Genomic DNA, 23633 nt, shown 5'->3' on the forward strand with positions numbered 1-23633 from the left:
GGCACGGCGCCCTGCGCGGGCCGGCCATGGCGTCCGGCATGGACGGGAAGGGCCGCCATGCGTGACTACGGCAAGATCAGCCCGCAGTTCTGGATGGGGCCGACCGGCAGGCGGCTGCGCGCGCACGGCGCACCCGCGCAACTGGTGGCGCTCTACCTGACCACCTGCCCGCATGCCAATATGCTCGGCCTCTACTACCTGCCGGTGATGTATATCGCGCACGAGACCGGCCTGGGCATGGATGCTGCGTCGGCGGGGCTGGCCGGCTGCATCGAGGCCGGCTTCTGCCGCTACGATCCGGCCACCGAAATGGTGTGGGTGTGCGAGATGGCCCACTACCAGATCGGCCGGGCGCTGAGCGCGGCCGATAAGCGCTGCGCCGGCGCGCAGAACGAGTACAACGCGCTGCCGGACAACCCCTTCCTGCTCCCCTTCTTCGACCAGTACCGCACCGATTTCCACCTGAGCCGGTGCCGCGGTGCGCCGGCACCGGGCGAAGCCCCTTGCCTGGCCCTTGCGAGCCATGAACAGGAGCAGGAGCAAGGGCATGAGCAGGACCAGGGGAAGGACCAGGGGAAGGACCAGGGGAAGGACCAGGGGAAGGACCAGGAAAGGGGTAACCCTGGCGGGTTACCTGTGGCCACCGCTGCCGGCGAGGGGATTGCCGAAGCCACGCTACCCGCCGCGTCCGAGCGCGGCCGCGCCGACTGTCCGCACCGAGACATCGTCGCGCTCTACCACGAGCTGCTGCCGATGTGTCCGCGCATCCGCGACTGGACGCCGGCGCGGCAGGCACAACTGCGCGCGCGCTGGAGCGAGGACGCCGGGCGCCGCACGCTGGACTACTGGCGCCGCCTGTTCGCCTACATCGCCGAGAGCCGTTTCCTGACCGGCCGTGCGCCCAGCGCCGGCAAGCCGCCGTTCGTGGCCAGCCTCGACTGGATCGTCAAGGCCGAAAACTTCGCCAAGATCCGCGAGGGGCGCTACCACAAGGAGGCGGCATGAGCGCGCGCGACGTCGGCCTGGCGGCGGTGACGGCTGGCGCGGTGCCACACAGCATCGAGTCCGAGCAGGCCGTGCTGGGCGGGCTGCTGCTCGACAACGACGCGATCGATCGCGCCGGCTGGCTGCTGCCCGAGCATTTCTACCGCGCCGACCATGCGGCGATCTTCCGCCATATCGTCGCCCTGCTTGCCGATGGCGTCGGTGCCGACGCGGTCACTGTCTTCGAACGCCTGGCCGCGCACGGACTGGACGCCCACGCGGGCGGCCTGGCCTACTTGAATGCGCTGGCGCTGCAGACGCCGGGCAGTGCCAATATCGCGCGCTACGCGGCCACCGTGCGCGACCGCGCGCTCAAGCGGCAACTGCTGGCGGTGGCGTCGGACCTGCCGGCCCTGGTGGCAGGCGGCGAACCTGCGCGCGCCGTGCTTGACCGCGTGCAGGCACGGCTGGAAGCCCTGGCGCAGGAACGTACGATGGCGCGCCCGGTGCGCGCAAGCGAGGAGTTCGACGCCTGCCTGGGCGCGCTGCGCGAGCAGGCGGCCGGCGCGCACCAGGCGCTGGCAACGGGCTTTCGCGCGCTCGACACCAAGCTCGGCGGCGGCCTGCGCGCCGGCGAGCTGGTCATCGTGGCGGGGCGCCCGGCCATGGGCAAGACCGCTTTCGCGCTCAACGTGGCCTGCCACGCCGCGCGCAGCCACAGCGTGCTGGTGTTGTCGCTGGAGATGCCCAAGGCGCAGCTGCACCAGCGCAACCTAGCCATGCTGGCCGAGGTGCCGCTGCCGCGCCTGCGCCAGCCCGAGCAACTCGGCGACGAGGACTGGCGGCGCCTGGCGGCGGCGCGCAGCCGCGTGGCCGAGCTCGGCCTGTTCCTCGACGACCAGCCGGCGCTGTCGCTGGCTGACGTGCGTGCCAAGGCGCGCATGGTGCGCCGCCGCCACGGGCTCGACCTGCTGGTAATCGACTACCTCGGCCTGATGAGCGGTGGCGCCAGCGAGAACCGCAGCCAGGAAGTCGGCAGCTATTCGCGTGGGTTGAAGGCGCTGGCCAAGGAGCTGGGCATTCCGGTGATCGCGCTGGCGCAGCTCAACCGAAGTCTCGAGAGCCGGGCCAACAAGCGCCCGCTGATGGGCGACCTGCGCGATTCCGGCGAGCTGGAGCAGGACGCGGACATCATCCTTCTGCTCTACCGCGACGAGGTCTACCACCCGGAGTCGCCAGCGCGCGGCATGTGCGAGGTGCTGGTCGAGAAGCAGCGCCAGGGCGAGACCGGCAGCGTGCCGCTGGCCTACCACGGCGAGACCACGCGCTTCCTCGACGCACCGGCGGGATACCGCGCGCCGGCGCCGCGCCCCGCGCGGGCGATCCGCGAGGATCTATGAAGGACGCCATGCACGGCGCCCGCGCCAGGCGCGGGCGGGCGTTGCAACCGAAGCAGGGCCGAACCAAGGCCGATCACCACAGGAGCGATCATGAATATCGAAGACCGGCTGGACAACTGGGGCAGGGTGGTACGCGATCCGCGCTGGCAGCCGCAATGCTGCGCATCGTGGGCACGCGTGGCGACCGCGCTGCGCGATGCCGCCGAGCGGCAGGCCGCGATCCCGCTGCTGCCGCGCGACATCGAGGACGGCTGGAGGATCGAGCGCGCCTGGCAGCGCATCCAGGACCCGCTCGCCAAGCGCCTGCTGCAATACCACTATGTGCACCGCATGGAGGCCGAGATGGTGTGCCGCGTGCTGGTGCGCAAGTACGGCGCCGCGCCCAGCACGCTGCGCCACTGGGAGGCGCGCCTGGCCAAGGCTCAGCGCGTGATGATGCATGTGCTGTCGTTGGACGACGCGCGCCGGCAACTGGCGCGGCAGGTGGCACGGCAGTCGGTGCAACAGGCGGTGCAACAGGCGGTGCAACAGGCGGTGCAACAGGCGGCGACACTGTCCGCACAGCCCGCACCGCATTTGCCTTCCTCGCCTTCCGCATTGCCCGCACGGCGCGTGCTCACGGTGCGCGCCGCGCCATGCGCGATGGCGTAAAAAAACACGGTGCAAAAGCTTGCGCGCTGTGCGGTTGTCCTCTAATCTGAACCCAGATTACTGATTGCCCAGCGCGGCGCACCGGTTCAGACCGAGACACAGCATCCCGATGGAGGGATGCCCGTGGCCGGACCGGAGCGCAGCGAATCCAGCCCGCCAGGCCAGCGCCTCGCGGGCTTTTTGCTTTGCTGCGCCGGCCATCGATGCAACCGTTCCGATTCCCATGCATTGCCTCGCAGGAGACCCCCCGAGATGAGTACCGTCGCCATCCGCAAGGCGCTCGAAGAACGCCTCAAGACCATGCAGCCCGCGCTGGCCACGGCCTGGGAGAACCAGCCGTTCACGCCCGCCGCCGGCGTGCCCTACCAGCGCGTGCTGATGACGCCCGCCACGCCGGAGAACGCCAGCTACGGCGCTGCCTTCCGCGAGGTCGGTCTCTACAAGGTCACGCTGTGCTATCCGCAGGACAGCGGCACGGCCGCCGTGCAGGCCCAGGCCGACGCGCTGCGCCAGTGGTTCGCCCGCGCCACCACGCTGCGTGCCGACGGCGTCGAGGTGATCGTGCGCACCACGCCGGCCATCGGTGCCGGCGCCATCGAGGGCGACCGCTACTGCGTGCCGGTCAGCATCGACTACCTGGCCAACCTGGGCGGCTGACGCCGCCCGCTCTCTTTCCACCTTGCCACCAGCCCCGCCGCGCGCGGGGTTTTTTCTTTTCCTGGAGCCTATCCATGCCGATTGCCAAGGGTTTGTACAAGCAACTGCGCTACAAGGCGCAAACCGGCCAGGGTGTCGCGGCCGGCTCGACCGGCGGCCAGATCCTGCGCCGTGTCACCTCTGACCTGTCGCTGGTGAAAGACAGCTACCAGTCGGAGGAGATCCGCGCCGACCAGCAGATCGCCGACTTCCGCCACGGCGTGCGCCGCGTCGAAGGCACCATCAAGGGCGAGCTGTCGCCCGGCACCTATGCCGACCTGATCGCCGCGGCGCTGCGGCGCGACTTCAGCGCCGGCGCGGTGGTGTCCGGCGCCAGCCTGACCGTGGCAGGCAGCGGCCCGGCCTATACGGTCACGCGCGCCGCCGGCTCCTTCCTCACCGACGGCATCAAGGCCGGCGACGTGGTGCGGCTCGCCGGCGGCTTCAACGCCGCCAATGCCGCCAAGAACCTGCTGGTGGTGTCGCTCACCGCCACCGTGCTCAACGTGCTGGTGCTCAATGGCAGCGCGCTGGTGGCGGAAGGCCCGATTGCCTCGGCCTCGGTCACGGTGCAGGGCAAGAAGACCTTCGTGCCGGCCAGCGGCCACACCGACAAGTACCTGACCTTCGAGCACTGGTACGCGGACATCAACCAGTCCGAGCAGTTCACCGACTGCAAGGTCGGCCAGCTCGACGTGAGCCTGCCCGCCATCGGCATGGCAACCATCTCGCCGCAGCTGCGCGGCATCGACATGAAGACCGGCACCGGCGCCTATTTCACCGCGCCTGCGGCCGAGACCGCTGCGGGCGTGGTGGCCGCCGTCAACGGCGTACTGCTGGTCGGGGGTTTGCAGGTGGGGCTGGTGACCGGCCTCAGCGTGTCGGTCAACGGCAATCTCAGCGGCGATCCGGTGGTGGGGCAGAACACCATGCCCGATTTCTTCCCCGGCCGGCTGGTGGTGACCGGCCAGTTCACCGCCTACTTCCAGGACGGCACGTTGCGCGATGCCTTCGTCGGCGAGGGCGAGGTCGGCATCGTGGCGGCGCTGACCACCAGCAATGCCGCCAATGCCGACTTCATCGCCTTCAACCTGCCGCGCGTGAAACTGAGCAGCGCCGCCAAGGACGACGGCGAGAAGGGCATCGTGCAGACCTTCAGTTTCCAGGCGCTGCTGAACACCGCCGGCGGCACCGGCACTGCCAGCGAGAAGACCACGCTGTCGGTGCAGGACTCGCTGGCCTGACAGTGGCCCCGGCGCGGCGGCGGCGCTTGTGCGCCGCCACCGCGCCTTCCTTCACTTTCCCCGGAGCAAGACCATGGAAACAAGCCAGGGCGCATCGTCGCGTCCGCTCGCCTCGCTCAACCTGGTGCGGGCCAGCGAGGCCGGCCACGAGTTCGAACTGAAGAATTCCGCCGGTGACGGCCTCGGCGTCTTCATCACCGTGCTGGGCGATCACTCGGACACGGTGATGGCCGCCAACCGCAAGCTGATCAACGAACGGCGCGAGCGTGCCTACGTCGCCGCCAAGAAGGGCGAGAAGATGGCGCCGGACCCGATCGAGGACGAGGAGGCGCGTGCCATCGAAGGCGCGGTGCTGCGCACGCTGGCCTGGCGCGGCATCGACGAACCCTGCACGCCGGACCACGCGCGCCTGCTGTACACCATCAACCCCGAGGCGCGCGGCCAGGTCTACGCGGCCGCGGCGGAGACCGCCAATTTTTTGGCGCGCTGACGGACGAGCTGGTGGCCTACGCCGAGCACCAGGCGGTGCTCGACGCGCGCCTGCCCGACGGCTCGTCCGTCCGCCACAACCTCGAGGCGGCCGCACGCCAGAGTGGCCGCGCCCTGCCTGAACTGGCGGGACCGGCGCTGCCGGCGGCCGGCCTGCAGCTGTGGACGTGGTTCGCGGACCTCAACGCGGCCCGCCGCGGCAGGCCCATGCCACAGCCGCTCACCTACTCCGACATCCACGCCTACTTCACCCTGCTCGGCCAGCGGCCGGCGCACTGGCAGCTCGACGCCATCCGCCGCCTCGACCGTGTGGTGATGGCGGCGGCCTACCAGCGCAAGGGATAACCATGCAAATCGCAACCCTGGGCATCGCCCTCGACAGTGCCGCGCTCAAGCGCGGCGAGGACGCGGTCGACCGCTTCGTGCGGGCGCTCGAGCGCGCCACCGGCAGCATCGCCAAGATGGCGGGCGACGGCGACAAGGCCGCCTCCGGGCTGGCCAAGACCGGTACCACCGCAACCGGCGCACAGAGCGCGCTCAAGCAGCACGAGGCGGCGGTCAACCGCGCCAAGCAGTCCACCGACGCGCTGGAGCGCGCCAACCGCGCCAGCGCCACCAGCCTCGGTGGACTGTTCCGGGAGTACGTGGTGGATCCGGCCCGCAGTGCGATGCAGAAGAAGGCGGGTAACAGCGGGGTCGAAGCCGGGTCGGTCCAGAACGGCGTCAAGGATGCCCTGACGGCCTTCGAGGACGCCATCGTCGACTACTCCAAGACCGGCAAGTTCAGTCTGCCGGCAGCGGGCAAGACCGCGTTGCAGTCGCTCGGCAAATCCGTCGGCAAAGTCGGGCTGTCCCAACTGGCCAAGGGGGGCGTCGGCCTGCTGGACTGGTTGTTCCCACAGCAGGAAGGCACTTCCACTCCCGGCGCAGGTTCCGGCGGTGCGCAGGATCAGCAAGGCGCCGCACAGGCGGCCCAAGAGGCGGCGGCCGGCAGCGCGGATGTCAGCGCTGCCACGACCGCGGAGGCCGGCGCCGGCGCCGGCGATAGCAAGACGAAGAAGGCCAGCATCAATACCTTCTCAGGCTGGCTCGGCGACGCGCAGAAGGGACTCGAAGACTACCTCGGCTCCGCTGGTGGCGTCGCCGGTGCGGTGGAGTCGCTCTTCTCCGACGCGTTCAGCAAGATGGGCGATGCCGTGGCGACTTTTGCTACCACCGGAAAGCTCGATTTTGGCGAGTTTGCCAAGTCGGTTATTGCAGATCTGATCAAGATCCAGGCGCGTGCAGCGATCTCCGGACTAGCGAAGATGGGCATTAGCCTCATCGGCAGCCTGATCGGTGGGGAAGCTGCCAGTACGGATATGGCTGGTACTCCCGTTGACATGAGCATGCCGGTTGGCACTCCGATACGTGCCAGCGGTGGCAACGTCGATGCCGGCCAGCCCTACCTGATCGGCGAACGCGGCCGCCCCGAGCTGTTCGTGCCCGACGTGGCAGGCCGCATCCTGCCCGACACGGCCCTGCCCGGTCCGGGAGACGTGTCTGGCGCCGCGCCGGCCATCACCTTCCACAACACCTACAACATCGACAGCCGCTCCGACCGCGCCGACGTGATCGCCGCGATCCAGCAGAGCCAGCAGCAGACCAAGGCCCAGATCCTCGAGAGCATCAACCGGGGCGGCCAGTTTTCCCAGAGACGATAAGCCATGGCCATCCTGACCTTTCCCGACGACCTCCTGCCGTCCGGCGCGATGTTCGGACTGCAGTCCAACACCGAGAGCTTCACCTCGCCGCTGAACCGGGCCACGCAGACGGTGGAGCGGCCCGGCGCGCTGTGGCGGGCGCGCCTGACCTTCTCCACGCTGAGCGAACCGCAGCAGCGCCGGCTCAAGGCGCTGCTGGCCGCGCTCAACGGCATGGCGGGCCGCCTCTACCTGTGGCCGCACGGCACACCCGCCGCCGCCATCGTCGCGGCGCGTCCGGAGCTGGCCGGCGCGGCAGCGCCGCAGGTCAACGGCGCGCTGAGCGACTTCCGCCTGCTGCCGTCGCGCGCCTGGCCGGCCGCCACGCTGGTGCTGCGCGCCGGCGAGTTCATCGCCGCCGGCGGCGAGCTCAAGCTCGTCACGGCGGACGTCACCAGCGACGCCGCCGGGCTGGCGCAGATCCCGGTGGCACCGCCGTTCCGGCGCGCGCCCGCCGACCGCTCCTCGATCGCGCTCGACAAGCCCAAGGCGCTGATGCGCCCGGCCAGCGATACCTGGGAGTTCGTCAGCACCGCGGCCTGGCGGCACGAGACCTTCGCGGTGGACTTCATCGAGGTGCCGGCATGACGCGCCCCCTCGACCAGGCCACCGCCGCGGCGGTACGCGCGGGCCACGTGCCCTATCTGTTCTTCGTGCAGATGGATTTCTCCCAGCCGCTGCGCGTGTGCAGCGCCGGCTACGACATCGAGTGGAACGGCGCCACGTGGCTGGGCATCGGCGCGCTGGGCGGCATCGAGCCGATCCAGGAGCAGGCCGGCCTCGAGGCCATCGGCGTGCGCCTCACGCTGGCGGGCGTGCCGCCCGAGCTGATCGCCATCACGCTGGCGGAGCAGTACCAGGGCAAGGCTTGCCAGATCTGGTTCGCGCCACTGCGGGAGGATCTGCGGCTGTTTGGTGAACCAGTTCGGCTGTTCGCGGGGAGGATGGACACGATGAACACTTCGGTGGGGGAAACGGCAACCATCACGCTATCGGCGGAGTCGCGCATGGTCGCTTGGGAGCGAGCCAGGACGCGGCGCTACAACCATGAGGATCAGCAGAGCAGGTTTCCCGGAGACCGTGGTTTCGAGTACGTGTCGCAGATGGTGGAAAAGCAACTGATTTGGGGGCGTGGATGAAACGGTTCAACGATTGGCCGAGCCGGCTCGCGGCGTTCATCGAAGCGCGTCGCGACCGAGCATTTGCACGTGGGTCCAGTGATTGCTGCATGTTCGTGGCCGACGCAGTGCTGGAGATGACTGGTGTCGATCATGCAGTTCGTTGGCGTGGGGCCTACTCATCCGACAAGTCGGCGCTGCGCTTGCTGCGCGACTATGGCGGCGTCGCCGGGTTCGCCAGATTGACACTGGGCGAGCCGGTTGCCGCGATGCAGGCTGGTCGCGGTGACATCGTGCTTATCGACGCTCCGGAGGGCGAAGCTCTCGCATTGTGCCTCGGAAGCGCGATCGCGGTCCAGGCGCGCAATGGGCTTGTCTTTCTACCAATGAGTGCCGCGAAGGCGGCATGGAAAATCTAAGAGGTGGAGCATGGCAGAAGGCATAGCCGCAATCGCGAGCTGGGTTGTCGGGGCACTTTCAGTTACTGGTATTGCCGCAGAGGTTGTTTCTGCCATCACGTATGCCGTCGTGATGTTCGGGGCATCTGCCGCATTCAGTGCCGTCATGGGCGCTGTTTTCAAGCCCAGGATTCCCAATAGCTTCACCAGCGAAGCCCAGGGCCGGACCCAGATCGTCCGCTCCAACGTCCAGCCCCGCAACCTGGTCTACGGCAGGGCGATGACGTCCGGCCCGCTGGTGTTCGCGGCCAGCACGCATGGTGACGGGCGGGCCAACCAGTTCATGCACCTGGTGGTGGCGCTGGCGGACCACGAGTGCGAGGACATTGAAGAGATCTACCTCGGCGAGGATGCCGTAGGAAGGCTGGATGCCAAGGGCTTTCCCGTCGGTGGCCGATTCCTCAAGGAGTGGAACGAGTCGAAGACAGTCGAGTGGCCTGTGAAGGCTGGGCAGCGGTCGGTCACTATCGAGGCCGGTGAAGAGGTGCGCAACATCATTTCTCTGGTGGCACTCCTTCCGGTCGAGGGCGAGGATAGCCGCGCTGCTACCCGGAGCGTACCGGTCAAGGGCATCGTGGTCGCCGGGAATGCGAGCCAAGTCAGGATTGATGACTTTCCGGAGGACACCCGAGCGTTTGCGTTGACGTTCGACGGACGCCGTACCAAGGCCTACGTGAAGGTGCGCAGCCATCTTGGCTCGTCAGACCAGGGTGCCGATGATGACTTGGTGTCCGAAGTGCCCGGCTGGACCCGGGAGCACCGCCTGCGCGGCGTCTGCTATCTCTACGTGCGCCTGGAGTACGACGCCGACCTGTTCCCCAACGGCCTGCCCAACATCAAGGCGCTGGTGCGCGGCAAGCGTGTCTACGACCCGCGCAACGGCACCACGACGTGGTCGGACAACTGGGCGCTGTGCGTCTACGACTACCTGCGGGATGCGCGCGGATTCGCCTGCGGCGATGGCGATGTCGATGCGGCGACGGTGCGCGCGGCGGCCAATGTGTCGGACGAACTGGTCCCGCTCGGCAACGACCGCAGCGAATCCCGCTACCGCTGCAACGGGGTGGTGATGCTGGACAAGTCGCCGCGCGACAACCTGACCGAGATGACCACGGCCGGCGCCGGCGCGGTGGTGATCTCCGGCGGGGTGTTCCGCGTCTTTGCCGGCGCCTACGACATCCCCACGGTGACGCTGAGCGAGGACGACCTGCGCGGCCAGGTCAAGGTGCAGCCGCGCATGTCGCGGCGCGACCTCTTCAATGCGGTCAAGGGCACCTTCATCAATCCGTCCGGCAACTGGCAGCCCGGTGACTTCCCGCCGCAGCGCAATGCGCTGTACGCGCAGCAGGATGGCGAGGTGATCGAGCGCGACATCGAACTGCCGTTCACCATCGACACCGTGACGGCACAGCGCCTGGCCAAGATCATCCTGGAGCGCTCGCGCCAGGGCATCGTGGTCGAGTTCCCGGCCAAGCTGAGCGCCTTCCAGCTGTCAGCCTACAGCACGGTCAAGCTGAACCTGGCGAAGTTCGGCTGGCAGGACAAGGTGTTCCGCGTGATGTCATGGAAGATGTCCGACGACGGCGGCGTCGACCTGGTGCTGAACGAGGAGGCCGCCGCGGTGTACGACTGGAACCATGGCGACGCCACTACCTCGGATCCGGCGCCGGATACCAATCTGCCCAATCCCTTCCGTGTGGAGACGGTCGGGCAGATCCGCATGGATTCGGGCGAGGAGCAACTGATCCTCAGCCAGAGCGGCGTGGTGATCTCGCGCGTGCTGGTGTCCTGGCCACCGGCGCAGGATGTCACGCTGCGGCAGCGCGGGCGGATCGAGCTGGAATTCAAGCTGCTGGAAGAGACCAGCTGGACCGCGCTGCCCGCGCTGCCGGCCGGCGCTACCAGTACCTACCTGGCGCCGGTGGAAGACCTGGCCTATTACATGGTGCGGGCGCGCTATGTCTCGGCCATCGGTGTGCGCAGCCCGGACTGGACTTACTCGCCGGCGCACCGCGTGATCGGCAAGTCGGCGCCGCCGCACGACGTGAGCGGACTGTCGCTGGCGGTGCTGAACGGCTTCGCCAACCTCAGCTGGGATGCCTCGGTGGATCTCGACGTGCGCAACGGCGGGCAGGCCCGCATCCGCCATACGACCGACCTGCAGCAACCCTCGTGGAACAGCGCCGTGGACATCGGCGGCTATACCGCCGGCTCGGCCAACGCCGCGCAGCTGCCGCTGCTGGAGGGGGCCTACCTGGCCAAGTGGATCGACTCCAGCGGCAACGAGTCGCTGCATGCTGCTCAGGTGACCACTACCGCGCCGTCGCTGCTCGACCTCAACGTGGTGGCCACGGTGGCAGAACAGCCGCAGTTTGCCGGCTCGAAGCAGGGCATCGTCTACGACGCGGCGCTGGGGGGCATCAAGCTGGTCGGGCGCGCGCTGATCGACGAGCAGGGGCCGGTCGACGCCAGCGGGCTGTGGGACAGCCAGCCGCGCGTGGATGGCATCGGTCCGGTCGATACGGTGGTCGGCAATGGTGGCTGGGGTCTGGTCGATTCGCTGGGCGGCATCGTGGAGCACGGCAGCTACGCCTTTGCCGGTGCGCTGGACCTGGGCGTGGTGGAAAGCTCGCGCCTGACCGCGGCGATCGACACCGTGTCCTTCGACACCGGCGACCTGTTCGACTTCCGTCTGGAGCGGATCGACGGCTGGCAGTCCATCGACGGCGACCGCATCAGCGATACCGCGGTGGCGCTCTATGTGCGCACCACCGCCGACGACCCGGGCGGCTCGCCGGCCTGGTCGCCCTGGCAGCGTTTCGCCGTGGGCGACTACGAGGCGCGTGCCTTCCAGTGGAAGGCCGAGCTGGCCAGCGCCTCGCCCACGCACAACGTGCTGGTGCGCGGCCTGGCCGTGAGCGTCGATATGCCGGACCGGCGCGACTACGCGCGCGACGTGGTGGCGCCGGCGGCGCCGTACGCGATCGCTTTCGCGCGGCCGTTCCGCATCGTGCCCTCGCTCGGTGTTACCGCACAGGACATGGCACAAGGCGACTTCTTCACGGTCGCGGGCAAGAGTCGCAGCGGGTTCACCATCCGCTTCTTCAACAGCGCCGGCGCGCCCGTCTCCAGACGGTTCGACTGGGATGCCGTCGGCTATTAACCACCTTTCTCGACAGGAGATAAAGCATGTCCCAACACGACATGGTGATCGACAACCAGGCCGGCGCCGCCTTCCGCGCCGACCTGAACAACGCGCTGGCGGCCATCGCCACCAACCAGTCCGGCTCGGTCGAGCCGAACCCGTCCTTTCCCTTCCAGTTCTGGGCGGACACGGGCAACGGGTTGCTCAAGCAGCGCAACGCGGCCAATACCGCGTGGATCAAGCTCGGCCCGCTGGGCGTCGCCAACTTCGGCCTGATCATGCCGGGTACGGTCGCCTTCCACGCGAAGAGCGCGGCGCCGGCCGGCTGGCTGAAGTGCAACGGCGGCGCGGTATCGCGCACGACGTATGCGGAGCTGTTCGCCGAGATCGGCACGAGCTTCGGCGCCGGGGACGGGTCGACGACGTTCAATCTGCCGGAGTTGAGAGGGGAGTTCGTGCGTGCATGGGATGACGGCCGAGGAGTCGATAGCGGACGGAGCTTTGCCAGCATTCAGTTGGGCAGCGTGGAAAGCCATAGGCATACCTTCAGAGCAGCTTTCAATGGTACGGGGACATCTGGATCGATTGCCCAGTACGGTGCCAACGGGCAGGCCGAAGGTCCGCAGCTGTCTACCGAAATTACTGGTGCAGGGGAAACCCGCCCCCGCAACATCGCCCTCCTCGCCTGCATCAAGTACTGACCCCAAGACAAGGAAGAACCTCATGGACATCCATAACTACCACCCGACCACCGGCGAATACCTCGGCCTGGGCGTGGCCGATCCGAGCCCGCTCGAGCCCGGCGTCCATATCGTGCCCGGCTATGCCACGCCGGTGCCGCCGCCGCGCGCGGCCGGCCGCGCCATCGCCGTCTACCGCGATGCGGCGGGCGGCGTGCCGCAGAACGCGGCGGACGGCGCCTGGACCGCGCAGCCCGACTACCGCGGGGTGCCGCTTTACCGCACGGCCGACGGCAGCCGCTTCGAGGCGGGCGCCGAGTACAGCGGCATCGGCGACCTGCCGCCTTTCCTCACCGACGAGCCGCGGCCCGGTCCCGCCCATGTGTGGCGCGACGAAGGCTGGCAGCTCGACGGCGCGCTGGCCGCTCGGCTGCAAGCCGACGAGGCCGCGGCACGGCGCGACGGGCTGCTGGCCGAGGCCGAGCGGCGCATCGCGCCGCTGCTCGACGGTTTCCTGCTGGGCGAACTGACGGAGCCGGAGGTGGAGCGGCTCAGGTCCATGAGCCAGTACCGCAAGGCGCTGCGCGCCATCGATCCGGATGCGGCGCAGGCGAGCGCCTGGCCGCAGGCGCCCTGGGACTGAGCGCTGCGGCCGGTGCCGTTGGTGCCCGCGCGTGGTATCCATGCGCGGGTTTTTTCTTTTGTGCCGGAGGATTCCCGATGAACCAAGCCGACATGACAGTGGAGGCCGCCAAGGTCATGCCGGCCACCCCCGTGCCGATCATGACCTTCATGGGCTACGGCGTCGCCGACTGGGCCAGCGCGGTCACGCTGGGCTATGTGCTGCTGCTCGCCGCGCATTTCCTGTGGGTCAAGATCGGCCGCCCGTGGTGGCGCGCGCGGCGGCCGCGGCGGGAGCGCTGAGATGGCGCTGCCGCAACGCGTGACGCTGGCGCTCGGCTCCGGCGCGCTGGCGCTGGCGGCGGCCGCCGTGGCGCTGTTCGAGGGCTACCGTCCGGCAGCCTACCTGGACCCGGTCGGCATCGCCACCATCTGCTACGGCCATACCGATGGCGTGCGCCTCGGGCAGCGGCGCAGCGAGGCGGAGTGCGAGGCGCTGCTGCGCGCGGACCTGGGCAAGGCGCTCGGCGCGGTCGACCGGCTGGTGGCGGTGCCCTTGCCGGAGACGCGCCGGGCGGCGCTGGCGTCCTTCGTCTACAACGTCGGGCCGGAGGCCTTCGCTGCCAGCACCTTGTTGCGCAAGCTCAACGCCGGCGACGTGGCCGGCGCCTGCGACGAGCTGCCGCGCTGGGTGCTGGCGCGCGGCCGCGTGCTGCCGGGCCTGGTCGAGCGGCGGCGGCAGGAGCGTGAGCTATGCCGGATGTAGGCGCATGGCAGCTGGCCGGGCTGGCCGGCGCCGGCCTGCTGCTGGGCGCGGCAGGCTGGACCGCCAATGGCTGGCGCCTGGAGGCCGTGCAGGCTGCGAGCGCGCTGGCTGCCAGCGGGGCGCAGGCGCGGCAGTCGGCGCAGGCGCTCGAGACCTTGCGCGCCAGCAGCGCTGCCATGCGTGCCGCGGCGGATGCCTACCGGCAGTCCCAGTCCGCGCTGGCGGCGCGGCTCGATCGTCTTGAGGAGGAACTCCAACGTGCCAGGCCCCTTCCCGTGGATTGCCGCCCTGATGCTGAGCGGATGCGCCTCCTGTCCGGCGCCGTCGACGCCACCCGCGCTGCCGCCGCCGCTCGATAGCGCGCTCGCGGCGCCGTGCCGCATTCCGGATGCCCCGACCATGGCCGACTACGACGCGTGGCAGGGGTGGATGATGCGCGAGGTGCTGGGCGCGCTGGCGGACTGCGCGGCGCGGCATGCGCGCACGGTGGCGGTGTGGCCGGGGTAGGGCCGGGGCAGGGCGTTGGCGCGGGCATACGCGCCAGGACGCCTTCTCCCGCAAATGCCTCCGCCGCCGCTTCAGAACGGGGTCGCCACCTCGATCACCACGTCGCCGCGCGGCAGCGCCACGCAGGCCAGGATCATGCCGTCTTCCTTCTCGTCCAGGCTGAGCCCGGGCCATGCGATGCGGTAGTCGACCGCGCCGGCGTGCAGCTTGCACATGCAGGTGCGGCAGGTGCCGTTGCGGCACGAGTGGGGCAGGGTCACGCCGGCCCGCAGCGCGGCTTCGAGCAGGGTCTGCCCCGGGGCCACCGGGAAGCGGGTGCCGGCGGGCTCCAGCGTGGCGGTGGCGGGATGCGGGGAGGGGGCGGACATGGCGGGTGCCTCAGGCGTCGTCATCGCCGGGCTGCTCGGGAAAGCTTGCGCGCCCGTGGGTGGCGTCGCGCAGGGCGGCGCGTGCGCGCTCGCGCTGTGCCGCGGGCAGGTGCAGGGTCAGCAGGGCGCGCGCGCCGTAGGCGCTGTCCGCCAGGCTGCAGCCGGCCTGTTCGGGCTGGTCCAGCCAGCGGCGCACGCGCGGTTCGTCGGCGTAGTCGACTTCCACGGCCAAGGTGGCGTAGGTGATCCGTTCGACACGTTCGGCCTGCTTGAGGGCGGCGGCAATGGCGTCGGTATAGGCCCGCACCAGGCCGCCGGCGCCCAGCTTGATGCCGCCGTAGTAGCGCACCACGGCGGCCAGCACGCCGTCGAGGTCGTGGTGGCGCAGCACTTCGAGGATCGGGCGGCCGGCGGTGCCCGAGGGTTCGCCGTCGTCGGACATGCCGGACTGTCCGCCGGCCAGCAGGGCCCAGCAGACGTGTGTGGCGGTGGGATGCAGTGCGCGCAGGCGCTGCAGTTCGGCCATGGCGGCGTCGCGGTCGGCGACGGGGATGGCCAGGGCGAGGAAGCGGCTCTTGCGGATGTCGAGCTCGGCCTCGACCGGGGCGGCTAGGGTGTACGTCATAGGCCGGACAGTGTAATGGCATTTGCCCGGGTGACCGCCAAGACGCCGGACATGGCTCGGTCGCGCTGCGGCGTCCGGCGCGCGCTTTTGGAGTGGCTGCGGGCGCACGTCACGTGGTTCCGAGTACAATCCGGCCGCCGCCCAGGCGGGATAGAAACTGTACTCTTGTGCCGTGGGCGGATGTGTGCGTACTGCGGGCAGCCGCTCCCTCTTACTCTTCCTTCCATCAACATTGCGCGCGGCCGGCAGCCCTCCCCACGGGCCCGGCGCCTCGCCACCATCGGAGCCCCCGCCGTGAAGGACGAAGCCAGGAAGAGAAGCAAGGCCATCCACCCCCCTGCCACCGGCAGCGGTCCCGATCCGTTCGGCGCCATCGCCTGGCCGACGGCGGGCGCCACCGGCGCGGGAGGCCTGCGATGAAGCTCTACGAGAAATTCGCTGACGATATCGAGCGCTTGATCCGCCAGGGCGTCTATCGGCACGGCGAGCGCCTGCCGTCGGTGCGCCAGGCCAGCCAGCAGCACCGCATCAGCATCACCACCGTGCTCCATGCCTACCTGCTGCTGGAGAGCCGCGGCCTGCTGGCGAGCCGGCCGCAGTCCGGCTATTTCGTCAACCTGGAGCGCGCCGACGGCGAGCGGCAGATGCAGGACCTGCGCGCGTCCAAGCCGATCGCGGTGTCATCGACGGTGGACGTCAGCCGGCTGGTGCTGTCGACGCTGCGTTCGATCGGCAGCGGTGACGCGGTGCCGCTCGGCTCGCCCTATCCGGATCCGGTGCTGTTCCCCTTCGAGAAGCTGAACCGCTACGCCTATACCGCCGGCCGGGACAAGACGCTGTGGAGCCTGACCAACGCGCTGCCGCCGGGCGATCCGCGCCTGCTGCGCCAGATCGCGCGGCGCCACCTCGAGAACGGCATGCCGGTCGATCCCAACGAGATCATCGTCACGGTCGGCGCCACCGAGGCGATCAACCTGTGCCTGCAGGCGGTGGCCAAGCCGGGCGACGTGATCGCGGTCGAGTCGCCGACCTTCTACGCGATGCTGCACGCGATCGAGCGCATGGGCATGAAGGCGATCGAGGTGTCGACCCACCCCGAGCACGGCATCGATATCGGCGAGCTGGCGGCGATCGTGAAGTCGCAGCCGATCGCGGCCTGCATGGTGATGCCGAACTTCCAGAATCCGCTCGGCTTCCAGATGCCCGACGAACGCAAGCGGGAACTGGTCGAGTTCCTGGCGGCGGCGGACATCCCGGTGATCGAGAACGCCGTCTACAACGAGCTCTACTTCGGCGACGCGCACCCCAGCTCCTTGAAGAGCTATGACCGCAAGGGCCTGGTGCTGCATTGCTCGTCGTTCTCCAAGAGCCTGACCGCGACCTATCGCATCGGCTGGGCGCTGCCAGGCCGCTATCGCGACCAGGTCGAGAAGCTCAAGTTCCTGAATACCCTGGCCACGCCGCTGGTGCCGCAGCTGGCCATTGCCGAGTACCTCGAGCGCGACGGCTATGAGCACCACCTGCGCCGGATCCGCAAGGCCTACGCGCAGCAGGCCAACCTGATGCGGGCGATGGTGTCGCGCTTCTTCCCCGAAGGCACGCGCATCTCCAGCCCGGCCGGCGGCTACGTGCTGTGGGTCGAGCTGCCGGCCAAGGTCGATGCCATGCATCTCTACCAGCTCGCGCTGGAGCGCGGCATCACGATCGGGCCGGGGTATATGTTCTCGATCTCCGGCAGCTACCGCAACTTCATCCGGCTGAACTACAGCAGCCCGTGGTCGCGGCGCATCGAGGAGGCAGTGATCGAGGTCGGCAAGCTGGTCGCGAGCTGCGCCCGCTGAAGAGGCCGGCGCACCGGCGGCTCCGGCCGCCGGACGCCGGCGGTGGCATCGAAGGCGGTCGACCCCCAGCCGCCCTCAGCCGCCCGTCACCGGCGGGAAAAACGCGATCTCGCTGTCGCCGCGCACCACGTAGGCGCGGTCCACCAGTTGCAGGTCGACCGCGGCCCGGATCGGCTGGCGCTGCCGCAGCGCTTCGGCCCAGCGCGCGTCGCGCGCGGCCAGGATCTCCAGCAGTCCGGCGATGGACACCTCGGCGGTATCGAGCTCGAGGGTCTCCTGCGGGGTGCCGAGTTGCTCGCGCAGGCTGGCGAAGGTCTTGATGGTCAGTCTCATCGGTATCCATCCGTTGTCGTTGCGTCATGCGTCATGCGTCATCGGCTTGTGACTTGCGCCTGGTGGCAGCGCTTCACACCGGCAGCCTGAGGCCTGCAGCCTGCGGCCCGGGACAGCGCCGCCCCGTTTCAGCCCCACCGCTCCGCCGCCTGCTCGTCGCGCGTGCGCGCGGCGACCCATGCGGCATGGCCGTCGCCGTGGATCTCCTTCTTCCAGAACGGCGCGTAGGTCTTGAGGAAATCCATCAGGAAGGCGCAGGCGTCGAGCGCCGCCTGCCGGTGCGGCGCGGCGACGATGACCAGCACCACCGCCTGCCCCAGCGCGACGCGGCCGGTCCGGTGCACGATCCTGACCGTTTCCAGCGGCCAGCGCGCGCTCGCTTCCTCGACGATGGTCCACAGGGATTGCTCGGTCATGCCCGGGTAGTGTTCGATCTCCAGCGCTATCACGTCGTCGCTGTCGCCATGCCGGCGCACCACGCCGATGAAGTTGGCGATCGCGCCCACCTCGGGCTTGCGCAGGATCGGCTCGAACTCCGCGCCGAGCGCGATCGGCTCGTGCTGCACGCGCACCTCGAAGCCGGCCTCGATGGCGCGCCGCGTGAAGCCGGCGAGTTCGGCGGCTCCATCGTCATCGGCGGCCGTGGCGGCCGCGGCGGGCGTGCCGCCGGGTTCGGAGAAGGGGAAGCGCGAAGGGAGTGGCGATGTCATAGCGTTGCTCCGTTGGTGGCCCGCCGCGCGCGCCGGCGCGGCGTCAGCCGCCGACCAGCGACATGCGGACGGTGGGATAGACCTTGCCCGGCCGGGGGCGGGGCGAGGCGCGCAATTCGGAATAGCGGTCGTCGCGCTGCGCCCAGCGCTGGCGCACGGCCTGCGCCAGTTGCGTGGCGCAGGCATGGTCGTCCAGCCACGGCCGCAGGCTCAGGCCCCGGGTGGCGAACAGGCAGGTGTAGAGCGTGCCGTCGGCGGCGACGCGTGCGCGCGTGCAGGCGCCGCAGAACGGCTGCGAGACGCTGGCGATGAAACCCACTTCGCCGCCGCCGTCGGCGTGGCGGTAGCGGATCGCGGTGTCGGCGCCGCGGGCCTGGTCGAGCGGGACCAGCGGGAAGGCTGCCGCCACCAGGTCGCGCGCCTGCGCGGCCGTCAGCACGTCGCCGTCGGACCAGCGGTCCGCGCCGCCGACGTCCATGTACTCGATGAAGCGCACGCTGACGCCGGTGCCCTTGAAATGGCGCACCAGCGGCAGGATCTGGTCGTCGTTGACGCCGCGCTGGACCACGGTGTTGACCTTGAGCGGCGCCAGCCCGGCCGCGCGCGCCGCCTCGATGCCGTCGAGGATGCGCGCGACCGGCAGGTCGGTATCGCTCATGCGGCGGAACACGGCGTCGTCGAGCGCGTCGAGGCTGACCGTCACGCGCTGCAGGCCGGCGTCCTTGAGCGAGCGCGCCTTGGCTGCCAGCAGGGCGCCATTGGTCGTCAGCGCGATCTCCACCGGCTTGCCCGCCAGCGTGGTCAGCTGCGCCAGTTGCTCCACCAGGTTCTCCAGGCCGCGCCGCAGCAGGGGTTCGCCGCCGGTGATGCGGATCTTCTCGACGCCGAGCTGGGTGAAGGCGCGCGCGATCTTCAGCAACTGCGCGAACGACAGCCGCTCGGCCGGCGGCATGAAGGCATAGTCCGCGGGGAAGGCCTCGCGCGGCATGCAGTAGGTACAGCGGAAATTGCAGCGGTCGATCACCGACAGGCGCAGGTCGCGCAGCGGGCGGCCGCGGCGGTCGACGACGGTGCCGCGGGCGGCGTCTTCGTCGGCCGCGGCGGTCGGCCTGGCCGGGCCCGCAGGCGAGCCGGCAGGGGGAAGGAGGCGGGGAGCAAAGCCCGGCAGGCGGGCGGCGAGGTCTGGGGCGAAGGCTCTCACGATCGATCCGGTGACATGCGGTCGGCAGGGCCGAAAAGGCGCAGGCCGCCGCACCGCGTCTCCCGGGTGGGAGACTTGCGCGGCCGGCCTGCCAAAGGGTGGTGATCCCCAGCCAGAATAGGCGGCCGCGCGCCGGTGCAGCGTGCACAGTTCGGCGGCATTGTCCGGGGTACAGTTGGCGCCGGACGCGGCACACGCCGCGCCCGGCACGAACGCTCAGGCCAGCCAGTGCGCGAAGTCGTGATAGGGCGCGCTGTCGCCCGGGGCGAGGCTGGCGCCCGCGGCGATGCGCGCGAGGCCGTCGGCCCGGGCCAGCCCGAGCACCGCGCCGGCGCCCTGCTCGGGCAAGCGTTCCAGGCACGGCCGTCCGTCCGGGCCGGTGGCGCAGCGGACGCGGAAAAAGCGCTCGCGCGCCGCGTCGACGCCGGGCGCGAAGCCGAGCGGCAGCGGCAGGGCGGCAGGCAAGGGCTCGGCGCGACCCTGCAGCCGCCGCATCAGCGGGCCGACCAGCAGTGCGAAAACCGCCAGCGCCGCGCCCGGATTGCCGGGCAGCACCACCACGGGAGCGCCGTCGAGGCGCGCCAGCGAGACCGGCTTGCCCGGCTTCATGGCGACGCCGGACAGCAGGACCTGGGCGCCGAGCGACGCCAGCGCCGGCCGCACCCGGTCTTTCTCGCCGACCGAGGCGCCGCCCACGCTCAGCACGAGGTCGGAGCGGGCGCGCAGTTCGCTCAGGGCCTGCCGGATCGCCTGCTCCGTGTCCGGCGCGTGCAGCGCCTGCGTGACCACGCCGCCCATGTTCTCCACCAGGCCGGCCAGCATCGGCGCGTTGCTGTCGTAGATCTGGTGGCGCATGCGGATCCGTCCCGGTGGCACGAGTTCATCGCCGCTGGTGAGGATGCCGACGCGCAGCGCCGGGAAGACGTTGAGCGCGTCGATGCCCTGGGCGGCGGCCAGGCCGACGTGCAGCGGGCCCAGGCAGGTACCGGCCGCGATCAGCAACTGCCCCGCGCGGAACTCCTCGCCCTGGCGGCGGATATGCAGGCCGGGCCGCACGCCCGCGTCGAACACGACATGGCCGTCAGCCTCGCGCGCCTGCTCCTGCATGATCACCGTGTCGGCGGCGGCCGGCAGCAGGCTGCCGGTGAAGAGGCGGGTGGCGCAGCCCTCGCCCAGCGGCAGCGGCACCTCGCCGGCATAGCAGCGCTGCTGGATGCGCAGCGGGCGGCCGGCGCCGAGATCGGCGTGGCGCACCGCATAGCCGTCCATCGCGCTCTGGTCGGCCGGCGGCTGGTCGAAGGCGGCACGCAGCGGGACCGCCAGCACGCGGCCGCGCGCGTGGGCCAGCGCTATGCGCATCGACAGCGCGGGGGCGGGAAAGGCGGAAACGAAGCGCTGCTGTGCGTCGGCGAAGGCAAGGGCGTGCGGCATCGCTGGTCACCTCGGCTCGCGGAGAGCCGTGGGCCCGGCCTCCGCGGAGATCGGCGCGGGGTACTCGACGAAGCCATCGCCGCGGCAGAAGCACAGCAGGCGGATGCCGGCCTGGGCGGCGATGTCGATCGCCAGCGAGCTGGGCGCCGAGACGGTGGCGAGCATCGGGATGTGCAGGCGCGCGGCCTTGCGCACCAGCTCGTAGCTGGCGCGGCTGGACATCAGCACGAAGCCGTCGCGCGTGTCCACCCGGCGCCGGGCCAGCCGGCCGATCAGCTTGTCGAGCGCATTGTGGCGGCCGACATCCTCGCACACCTCCAGCACGGCGCCGTCGCGGCCGCACCACGCCGCCGCATGCACGCCGCCGGTTTCGCGCATCAGCGCCTGTTGCCCGGGCAGCTCGCGCACGGCGCGGTGGACCGCCTCGGCGGCGATGTCCGCCGCCGCGCCGGCGTGCGCGATGCGCGCCGGCTGCAGGTCCAGCAGCGACAGGCTTTCGACGCCGCAGACCCCGCAGCCAGAACGCCCCGCCAGGGCCCGGCGCCGGCCCTTGAGGGCGGCGAACGCCTCCTGGGCCACCGTCAGCTGGACTTCGGCGCTGGCGGCGCTGGCGGCACAGCAGGAGACCTCGATGTCGAACACGTCGGAAGCCCGCTCGACGATGCCTTCGCTGAGTGCGAAGCCCAGCCCGAACGCTTCGAGGTCGAGCGGCGTGGCCATCATCACCGCATGCGAGATGCCGTTGAACACCAGCGCGACGGGAATTTCCTCGGCGACGCGGTCGCGCGCCGCGCGCGCGGCGCCGTGCTGGTGGCGCAGCACGTCGAGCTCGATATGGCCGCGCTGGTCGGCGGTGGACAGGGCTTCCGGCATTGGGGGACTCCTTTTGTAGTGAGGCGCTCGCGCCCGCGGCGGCCGGCGGCGGCTGGCGCGGCGACGACGGAGCGCGTCGCGCGCGGCCGCCCGCGCATGGCCGCGAGAGCACAGTGCGCATGGTAGCGGGGCGCCGGCGCCGATTCCCGGTACACCTGCGCGCGGCAGGGAGAAGTACAGTTCGCGCGCGCCGGGATTCGATTGCCAGCACGCGCAAGCCTGCACTATCGTCGAGCGCAGACCTGGCACCGCCGCCACGGCGCGCGCAGCCGGTCAGGCCTGGCGGCGGCGCATTGTGCGCCGCGGCACGGCGTCCGTCCCCCACTCACTGTGCCGGTGCGAATCATGGAAATCTTCGACGCCCTACACCTTGCCAGGCTGCAGTTCGCCTTCACGGTTTCCGTCCACATCGTCTTCCCCGCGATCAGCATCGGCATGGCGAGCTTCCTGGCCGTGCTGGAGTGGCGCTGGCTCGCCACCGGCGACAGCAGCTACAAGGACATGTTCCTGTTCTGGTCCAAGGTGTTCGCGGTCAGCTTCGGCATGGGCGTGGTGTCCGGCGTGGTGATGGCCTACGAGTTCGGCACCAACTGGAGCGGATTTTCCCAGGTGGCCGGCAATATCACCGGGCCCCTGCTGACCTACGAGGTGCTGACCGCCTTCTTCCTGGAGGCCGGCTTCCTCGGCGTGATGCTGTTCGGCTGGCAGCGGGTCGGCGCCGGCGCCCATTTCTTCGCCACGCTGATGGTGGCGGTGGGCACGCTGATCTCCACCTTCTGGATCCTGTCGTCGAACAGCTTCATGCAGACGCCGCAGGGCTTTGCCGTCGAGGCCGGGCGCATCGTCCCGGTCGACTGGTTCCAGGTGATCTTCAATCCCTCCTTCCCCTACCGCCTGGTGCACATGACGATCGCCGCCTTCATCGTGGCTGCCTTCATCGTGGCCGCCTGCGGCGCCTGGCACCTGCTGCGGGGGCGGCGCGACGCGCCGGTCAGGCGCAGCTTCTCGATGGCGCTGTGGATGCTGCTGGTGCTGGCGCCGGTGCAGATCGCCGTCGGCGACGCGCACGGCCTCAACACGCGCGAGTACCAGCCGGCCAAGATCGCGGCGATCGAAGGGCTGTGGGAAACCGAGAAGGGCGGCACGGCGCTGAACCTGTTCGGCCTGCCCGACATGGAAGCGGAGCAGACCCGCTACGCGCTGCAGGTGCCGCACCTCGGCAGCCTGATCCTGACCCATAGCTGGAATGGCGAGATCCGCGGCCTGAAGGAGTTCGCGCCGCGCGACCGTCCCTATTCGCCGATCGTGTTCTGGACCTTCCGCGTGATGGCCGGGCTCGGCATGCTGATGCTGCTGACCGCGCTGCTGGGGCTGGCGCTGCGCCGGGGCGGCCGGCTCTACGAGGCGCGCTGGTTCCAGTGGCTGGTGCTGTGCATGGGGCCGTCGGGTGTGGTGGCCCTGCTGGCCGGCTGGATCACCACCGAGGTAGGCCGGCAGCCGTGGACCGTCTACGGCGTGCTGCGCACGGAAGATTCCGTATCGCCCATTTCCGCGCAGCAGGCGGGCGTATCGCTGCTGCTGTTCGTGATCGTCTACTTCATGGTGTTCGGCATGGGGATCTACTACATGTGGAAACTGATGAAACGCGGGCCGGAGCTGAACTCGCATGCGGCCGCCGCGCTCAAGCACCCCGGGCTGCGCAACCGCGCGCTGGCCGCGCCGTCGGACGCCTTGGAAGGAGAGTGATGCC

At 70.1% G+C, this 23633-nt stretch carries 26 protein-coding genes; 19 read left to right on the forward strand and 7 right to left on the reverse strand.

What is annotated here, in order from left to right; genetic code table 11:
* Positions 1-57: 57 nt before the first annotated feature.
* The 17 genes from BKK81_RS23520 (at position 58) to BKK81_RS23600 (ending at position 14353) form a co-directional block, all read left to right on the forward strand.
* On the forward strand, positions 58-1005 hold the full coding sequence (locus tag BKK81_RS23520) for a hypothetical protein (RefSeq protein WP_071018150.1): 948 nt from the start codon (positions 58-60) through the stop codon (positions 1003-1005).
* The gene (dnaB, locus tag BKK81_RS23525; protein WP_071018152.1) at positions 1002-2384 is read left to right on the forward strand and encodes a replicative DNA helicase; all 1383 of its coding nucleotides are present in this window, start codon (positions 1002-1004) and stop codon (positions 2382-2384) included. The genes BKK81_RS23520 and dnaB overlap by 4 nt, the downstream gene beginning before the upstream one ends.
* A gap of 90 nt (positions 2385-2474) precedes the next feature.
* Positions 2475-3035 carry a hypothetical protein gene (locus BKK81_RS23530; protein ID WP_071018154.1) on the forward strand — a complete coding sequence of 187 codons (561 nt, stop codon included), beginning with the start codon at positions 2475-2477 and terminating at the stop codon, positions 3033-3035.
* 252 nt (positions 3036-3287) lie between these two features.
* Positions 3288-3692, forward strand: coding sequence for a phage tail terminator-like protein (locus BKK81_RS23535; protein WP_071018155.1), 405 nt, complete (start codon positions 3288-3290; stop codon positions 3690-3692).
* A 74-nt stretch (positions 3693-3766) separates the two neighbouring features.
* Positions 3767-4975 (forward strand): phage tail tube protein, encoded by a 1209-nt coding sequence (locus BKK81_RS23540; RefSeq protein WP_071018157.1) that lies wholly within the window; start codon positions 3767-3769, stop codon positions 4973-4975.
* A gap of 73 nt (positions 4976-5048) precedes the next feature.
* A complete protein-coding gene (locus tag BKK81_RS23545; protein ID WP_071018159.1) occupies positions 5049-5465 on the forward strand; it encodes a hypothetical protein in 417 nt (138 codons plus the stop codon).
* Between the two features lie 11 nt (positions 5466-5476).
* A complete protein-coding gene (locus tag BKK81_RS23550) occupies positions 5477-5809 on the forward strand; it encodes a phage tail assembly chaperone (protein ID WP_071018161.1) in 333 nt (110 codons plus the stop codon).
* A 2-nt stretch (positions 5810-5811) separates the two neighbouring features.
* On the forward strand, positions 5812-7167 hold the full coding sequence (locus BKK81_RS23555) for a phage tail tape measure C-terminal domain-containing protein (protein ID WP_071018163.1): 1356 nt from the start codon (positions 5812-5814) through the stop codon (positions 7165-7167).
* A 3-nt stretch (positions 7168-7170) separates the two neighbouring features.
* Positions 7171-7794, forward strand: coding sequence for a hypothetical protein (locus tag BKK81_RS23560; RefSeq protein WP_071018164.1), 624 nt, complete (start codon positions 7171-7173; stop codon positions 7792-7794).
* The gene (locus tag BKK81_RS23565) at positions 7791-8345 is read left to right on the forward strand and encodes a hypothetical protein (RefSeq protein ID WP_071018166.1); all 555 of its coding nucleotides are present in this window, start codon (positions 7791-7793) and stop codon (positions 8343-8345) included. Before BKK81_RS23560 ends, BKK81_RS23565 begins: the two co-directional genes overlap by 4 nt.
* The gene (locus tag BKK81_RS23570) at positions 8342-8743 is read left to right on the forward strand and encodes a DUF6950 family protein (RefSeq protein ID WP_156811430.1); all 402 of its coding nucleotides are present in this window, start codon (positions 8342-8344) and stop codon (positions 8741-8743) included. The genes BKK81_RS23565 and BKK81_RS23570 overlap by 4 nt, the downstream gene beginning before the upstream one ends.
* A 145-nt stretch (positions 8744-8888) precedes the next feature.
* Positions 8889-11945 (forward strand): phage tail protein, encoded by a 3057-nt coding sequence (locus BKK81_RS23575; RefSeq protein WP_071018169.1) that lies wholly within the window; start codon positions 8889-8891, stop codon positions 11943-11945.
* A gap of 26 nt (positions 11946-11971) precedes the next feature.
* Entirely contained in the window at positions 11972-12628 is a 657-nt protein-coding gene (locus BKK81_RS23580; RefSeq protein WP_083384383.1) for a phage tail protein, read from the forward strand.
* A gap of 22 nt (positions 12629-12650) precedes the next feature.
* The gene (locus BKK81_RS23585) at positions 12651-13250 is read left to right on the forward strand and encodes a tail fiber assembly protein (RefSeq protein ID WP_071018173.1); all 600 of its coding nucleotides are present in this window, start codon (positions 12651-12653) and stop codon (positions 13248-13250) included.
* Positions 13251-13327: 77 nt separating this feature from the next.
* Positions 13328-13531, forward strand: a complete 204-nt coding sequence (locus BKK81_RS23590; RefSeq protein WP_071018175.1) for a hypothetical protein — start codon at positions 13328-13330, stop codon at positions 13529-13531.
* 1 nt (position 13532) lies between these two features.
* A complete protein-coding gene (locus BKK81_RS23595; RefSeq protein ID WP_071018177.1) occupies positions 13533-13994 on the forward strand; it encodes a lysozyme in 462 nt (153 codons plus the stop codon).
* Positions 13982-14353: a hypothetical protein gene (locus tag BKK81_RS23600; protein WP_071018180.1), complete on the forward strand. Its 372-nt coding sequence runs from the start codon at positions 13982-13984 to the stop codon at positions 14351-14353. The genes BKK81_RS23595 and BKK81_RS23600 overlap by 13 nt, the downstream gene beginning before the upstream one ends.
* 219 nt (positions 14354-14572) lie before the next feature.
* Here BKK81_RS23600 and BKK81_RS23605 read toward each other — a convergent pair whose 3' ends face one another.
* Entirely contained in the window at positions 14573-14869 is a 297-nt protein-coding gene (locus tag BKK81_RS23605; protein WP_071018181.1) for a 2Fe-2S iron-sulfur cluster-binding protein, read from the reverse strand.
* 10 nt (positions 14870-14879) lie between these two features.
* On the reverse strand, positions 14880-15494 hold the full coding sequence (locus BKK81_RS23610; protein ID WP_071018183.1) for an IMPACT family protein: 615 nt from the start codon (positions 15492-15494) through the stop codon (positions 14880-14882).
* A gap of 416 nt (positions 15495-15910) precedes the next feature.
* Between BKK81_RS23610 and BKK81_RS23615 the strand changes: the two genes are divergently transcribed.
* Entirely contained in the window at positions 15911-17335 is a 1425-nt protein-coding gene (locus BKK81_RS23615; RefSeq protein WP_071018185.1) for an aminotransferase-like domain-containing protein, read from the forward strand.
* Positions 17336-17410: 75 nt separating this feature from the next.
* On the opposite strand, the gene BKK81_RS23620 is transcribed toward BKK81_RS23615, so the two are convergent.
* The 5 genes from BKK81_RS23620 to fdhD all read right to left on the reverse strand — a co-directional run bounded on the left by BKK81_RS23620 (position 17411) and on the right by fdhD (position 21883).
* On the reverse strand, positions 17411-17668 hold the full coding sequence (locus tag BKK81_RS23620; RefSeq protein ID WP_071018186.1) for a MoaD/ThiS family protein: 258 nt from the start codon (positions 17666-17668) through the stop codon (positions 17411-17413).
* Between the two features lie 128 nt (positions 17669-17796).
* On the reverse strand, positions 17797-18378 hold the full coding sequence (locus BKK81_RS23625) for a molybdenum cofactor biosynthesis protein MoaE (protein WP_071018188.1): 582 nt from the start codon (positions 18376-18378) through the stop codon (positions 17797-17799).
* A 43-nt stretch (positions 18379-18421) separates the two neighbouring features.
* Positions 18422-19546, reverse strand: coding sequence for a GTP 3',8-cyclase MoaA (gene moaA / locus BKK81_RS23630; RefSeq protein ID WP_071022135.1), 1125 nt, complete (start codon positions 19544-19546; stop codon positions 18422-18424).
* Positions 19547-19795: 249 nt separating this feature from the next.
* On the reverse strand, positions 19796-21010 hold the full coding sequence (locus BKK81_RS23635) for a molybdopterin molybdotransferase MoeA (RefSeq protein ID WP_071018190.1): 1215 nt from the start codon (positions 21008-21010) through the stop codon (positions 19796-19798).
* 6 nt (positions 21011-21016) lie between these two features.
* Positions 21017-21883: a formate dehydrogenase accessory sulfurtransferase FdhD gene (gene fdhD / locus BKK81_RS23640; RefSeq protein ID WP_071018192.1), complete on the reverse strand. Its 867-nt coding sequence runs from the start codon at positions 21881-21883 to the stop codon at positions 21017-21019.
* Positions 21884-22228: 345 nt separating this feature from the next.
* Here fdhD and BKK81_RS23645 point away from each other — a divergent pair, with 345 nt between their 5' ends.
* Entirely contained in the window at positions 22229-23629 is a 1401-nt protein-coding gene (locus BKK81_RS23645) for a cytochrome ubiquinol oxidase subunit I (RefSeq protein ID WP_071018194.1), read from the forward strand.
* Positions 23630-23633: the final 4 nt, after the last annotated feature.

The sequence above is a fragment of the Cupriavidus sp. USMAHM13 genome (assembly GCF_001854285.1).
GTDB lineage: Bacteria > Pseudomonadota > Gammaproteobacteria > Burkholderiales > Burkholderiaceae > Cupriavidus > Cupriavidus malaysiensis.

Excerpts from the sequence above, each read along its gene's own strand:
- BKK81_RS23520 (WP_071018150.1), top strand. The coding sequence starts at position 58 with ATGCGTGACTACGGCAAGATCAGCCCGCAGTTCTGGATGGGGCCGACC.
- dnaB (WP_071018152.1), top strand. The coding sequence starts at position 1,002 with ATGAGCGCGCGCGACGTCGGCCTGGCGGCGGTGACGGCTGGCGCGGTG.
- BKK81_RS23530 (WP_071018154.1), top strand. The coding sequence starts at position 2,475 with ATGAATATCGAAGACCGGCTGGACAACTGGGGCAGGGTGGTACGCGAT.
- BKK81_RS23535 (WP_071018155.1), top strand. The coding sequence starts at position 3,288 with ATGAGTACCGTCGCCATCCGCAAGGCGCTCGAAGAACGCCTCAAGACC.
- BKK81_RS23540 (WP_071018157.1), top strand. The coding sequence starts at position 3,767 with ATGCCGATTGCCAAGGGTTTGTACAAGCAACTGCGCTACAAGGCGCAA.
- BKK81_RS23545 (WP_071018159.1), top strand. The coding sequence starts at position 5,049 with ATGGAAACAAGCCAGGGCGCATCGTCGCGTCCGCTCGCCTCGCTCAAC.
- BKK81_RS23555 (WP_071018163.1), top strand. The coding sequence starts at position 5,812 with ATGCAAATCGCAACCCTGGGCATCGCCCTCGACAGTGCCGCGCTCAAG.
- BKK81_RS23560 (WP_071018164.1), top strand. The coding sequence starts at position 7,171 with ATGGCCATCCTGACCTTTCCCGACGACCTCCTGCCGTCCGGCGCGATG.
- BKK81_RS23565 (WP_071018166.1), top strand. The coding sequence starts at position 7,791 with ATGACGCGCCCCCTCGACCAGGCCACCGCCGCGGCGGTACGCGCGGGC.
- BKK81_RS23570 (WP_156811430.1), top strand. The coding sequence starts at position 8,342 with ATGAAACGGTTCAACGATTGGCCGAGCCGGCTCGCGGCGTTCATCGAA.
- BKK81_RS23575 (WP_071018169.1), top strand. The coding sequence starts at position 8,889 with ATGGGCGCTGTTTTCAAGCCCAGGATTCCCAATAGCTTCACCAGCGAA.
- BKK81_RS23580 (WP_083384383.1), top strand. The coding sequence starts at position 11,972 with ATGTCCCAACACGACATGGTGATCGACAACCAGGCCGGCGCCGCCTTC.
- BKK81_RS23585 (WP_071018173.1), top strand. The coding sequence starts at position 12,651 with ATGGACATCCATAACTACCACCCGACCACCGGCGAATACCTCGGCCTG.
- BKK81_RS23590 (WP_071018175.1), top strand. The coding sequence starts at position 13,328 with ATGAACCAAGCCGACATGACAGTGGAGGCCGCCAAGGTCATGCCGGCC.
- BKK81_RS23595 (WP_071018177.1), top strand. The coding sequence starts at position 13,533 with ATGGCGCTGCCGCAACGCGTGACGCTGGCGCTCGGCTCCGGCGCGCTG.
- BKK81_RS23600 (WP_071018180.1), top strand. The coding sequence starts at position 13,982 with ATGCCGGATGTAGGCGCATGGCAGCTGGCCGGGCTGGCCGGCGCCGGC.
- BKK81_RS23605 (WP_071018181.1), bottom strand. The coding sequence starts at position 14,869 with ATGTCCGCCCCCTCCCCGCATCCCGCCACCGCCACGCTGGAGCCCGCC.
- BKK81_RS23610 (WP_071018183.1), bottom strand. The coding sequence starts at position 15,494 with ATGACGTACACCCTAGCCGCCCCGGTCGAGGCCGAGCTCGACATCCGC.
- BKK81_RS23615 (WP_071018185.1), top strand. The coding sequence starts at position 15,911 with ATGAAGCTCTACGAGAAATTCGCTGACGATATCGAGCGCTTGATCCGC.
- BKK81_RS23620 (WP_071018186.1), bottom strand. The coding sequence starts at position 17,668 with ATGAGACTGACCATCAAGACCTTCGCCAGCCTGCGCGAGCAACTCGGC.
- BKK81_RS23625 (WP_071018188.1), bottom strand. The coding sequence starts at position 18,378 with ATGACATCGCCACTCCCTTCGCGCTTCCCCTTCTCCGAACCCGGCGGC.
- BKK81_RS23635 (WP_071018190.1), bottom strand. The coding sequence starts at position 21,010 with ATGCCGCACGCCCTTGCCTTCGCCGACGCACAGCAGCGCTTCGTTTCC.
- fdhD (WP_071018192.1), bottom strand. The coding sequence starts at position 21,883 with ATGCCGGAAGCCCTGTCCACCGCCGACCAGCGCGGCCATATCGAGCTC.
- BKK81_RS23645 (WP_071018194.1), top strand. The coding sequence starts at position 22,229 with ATGGAAATCTTCGACGCCCTACACCTTGCCAGGCTGCAGTTCGCCTTC.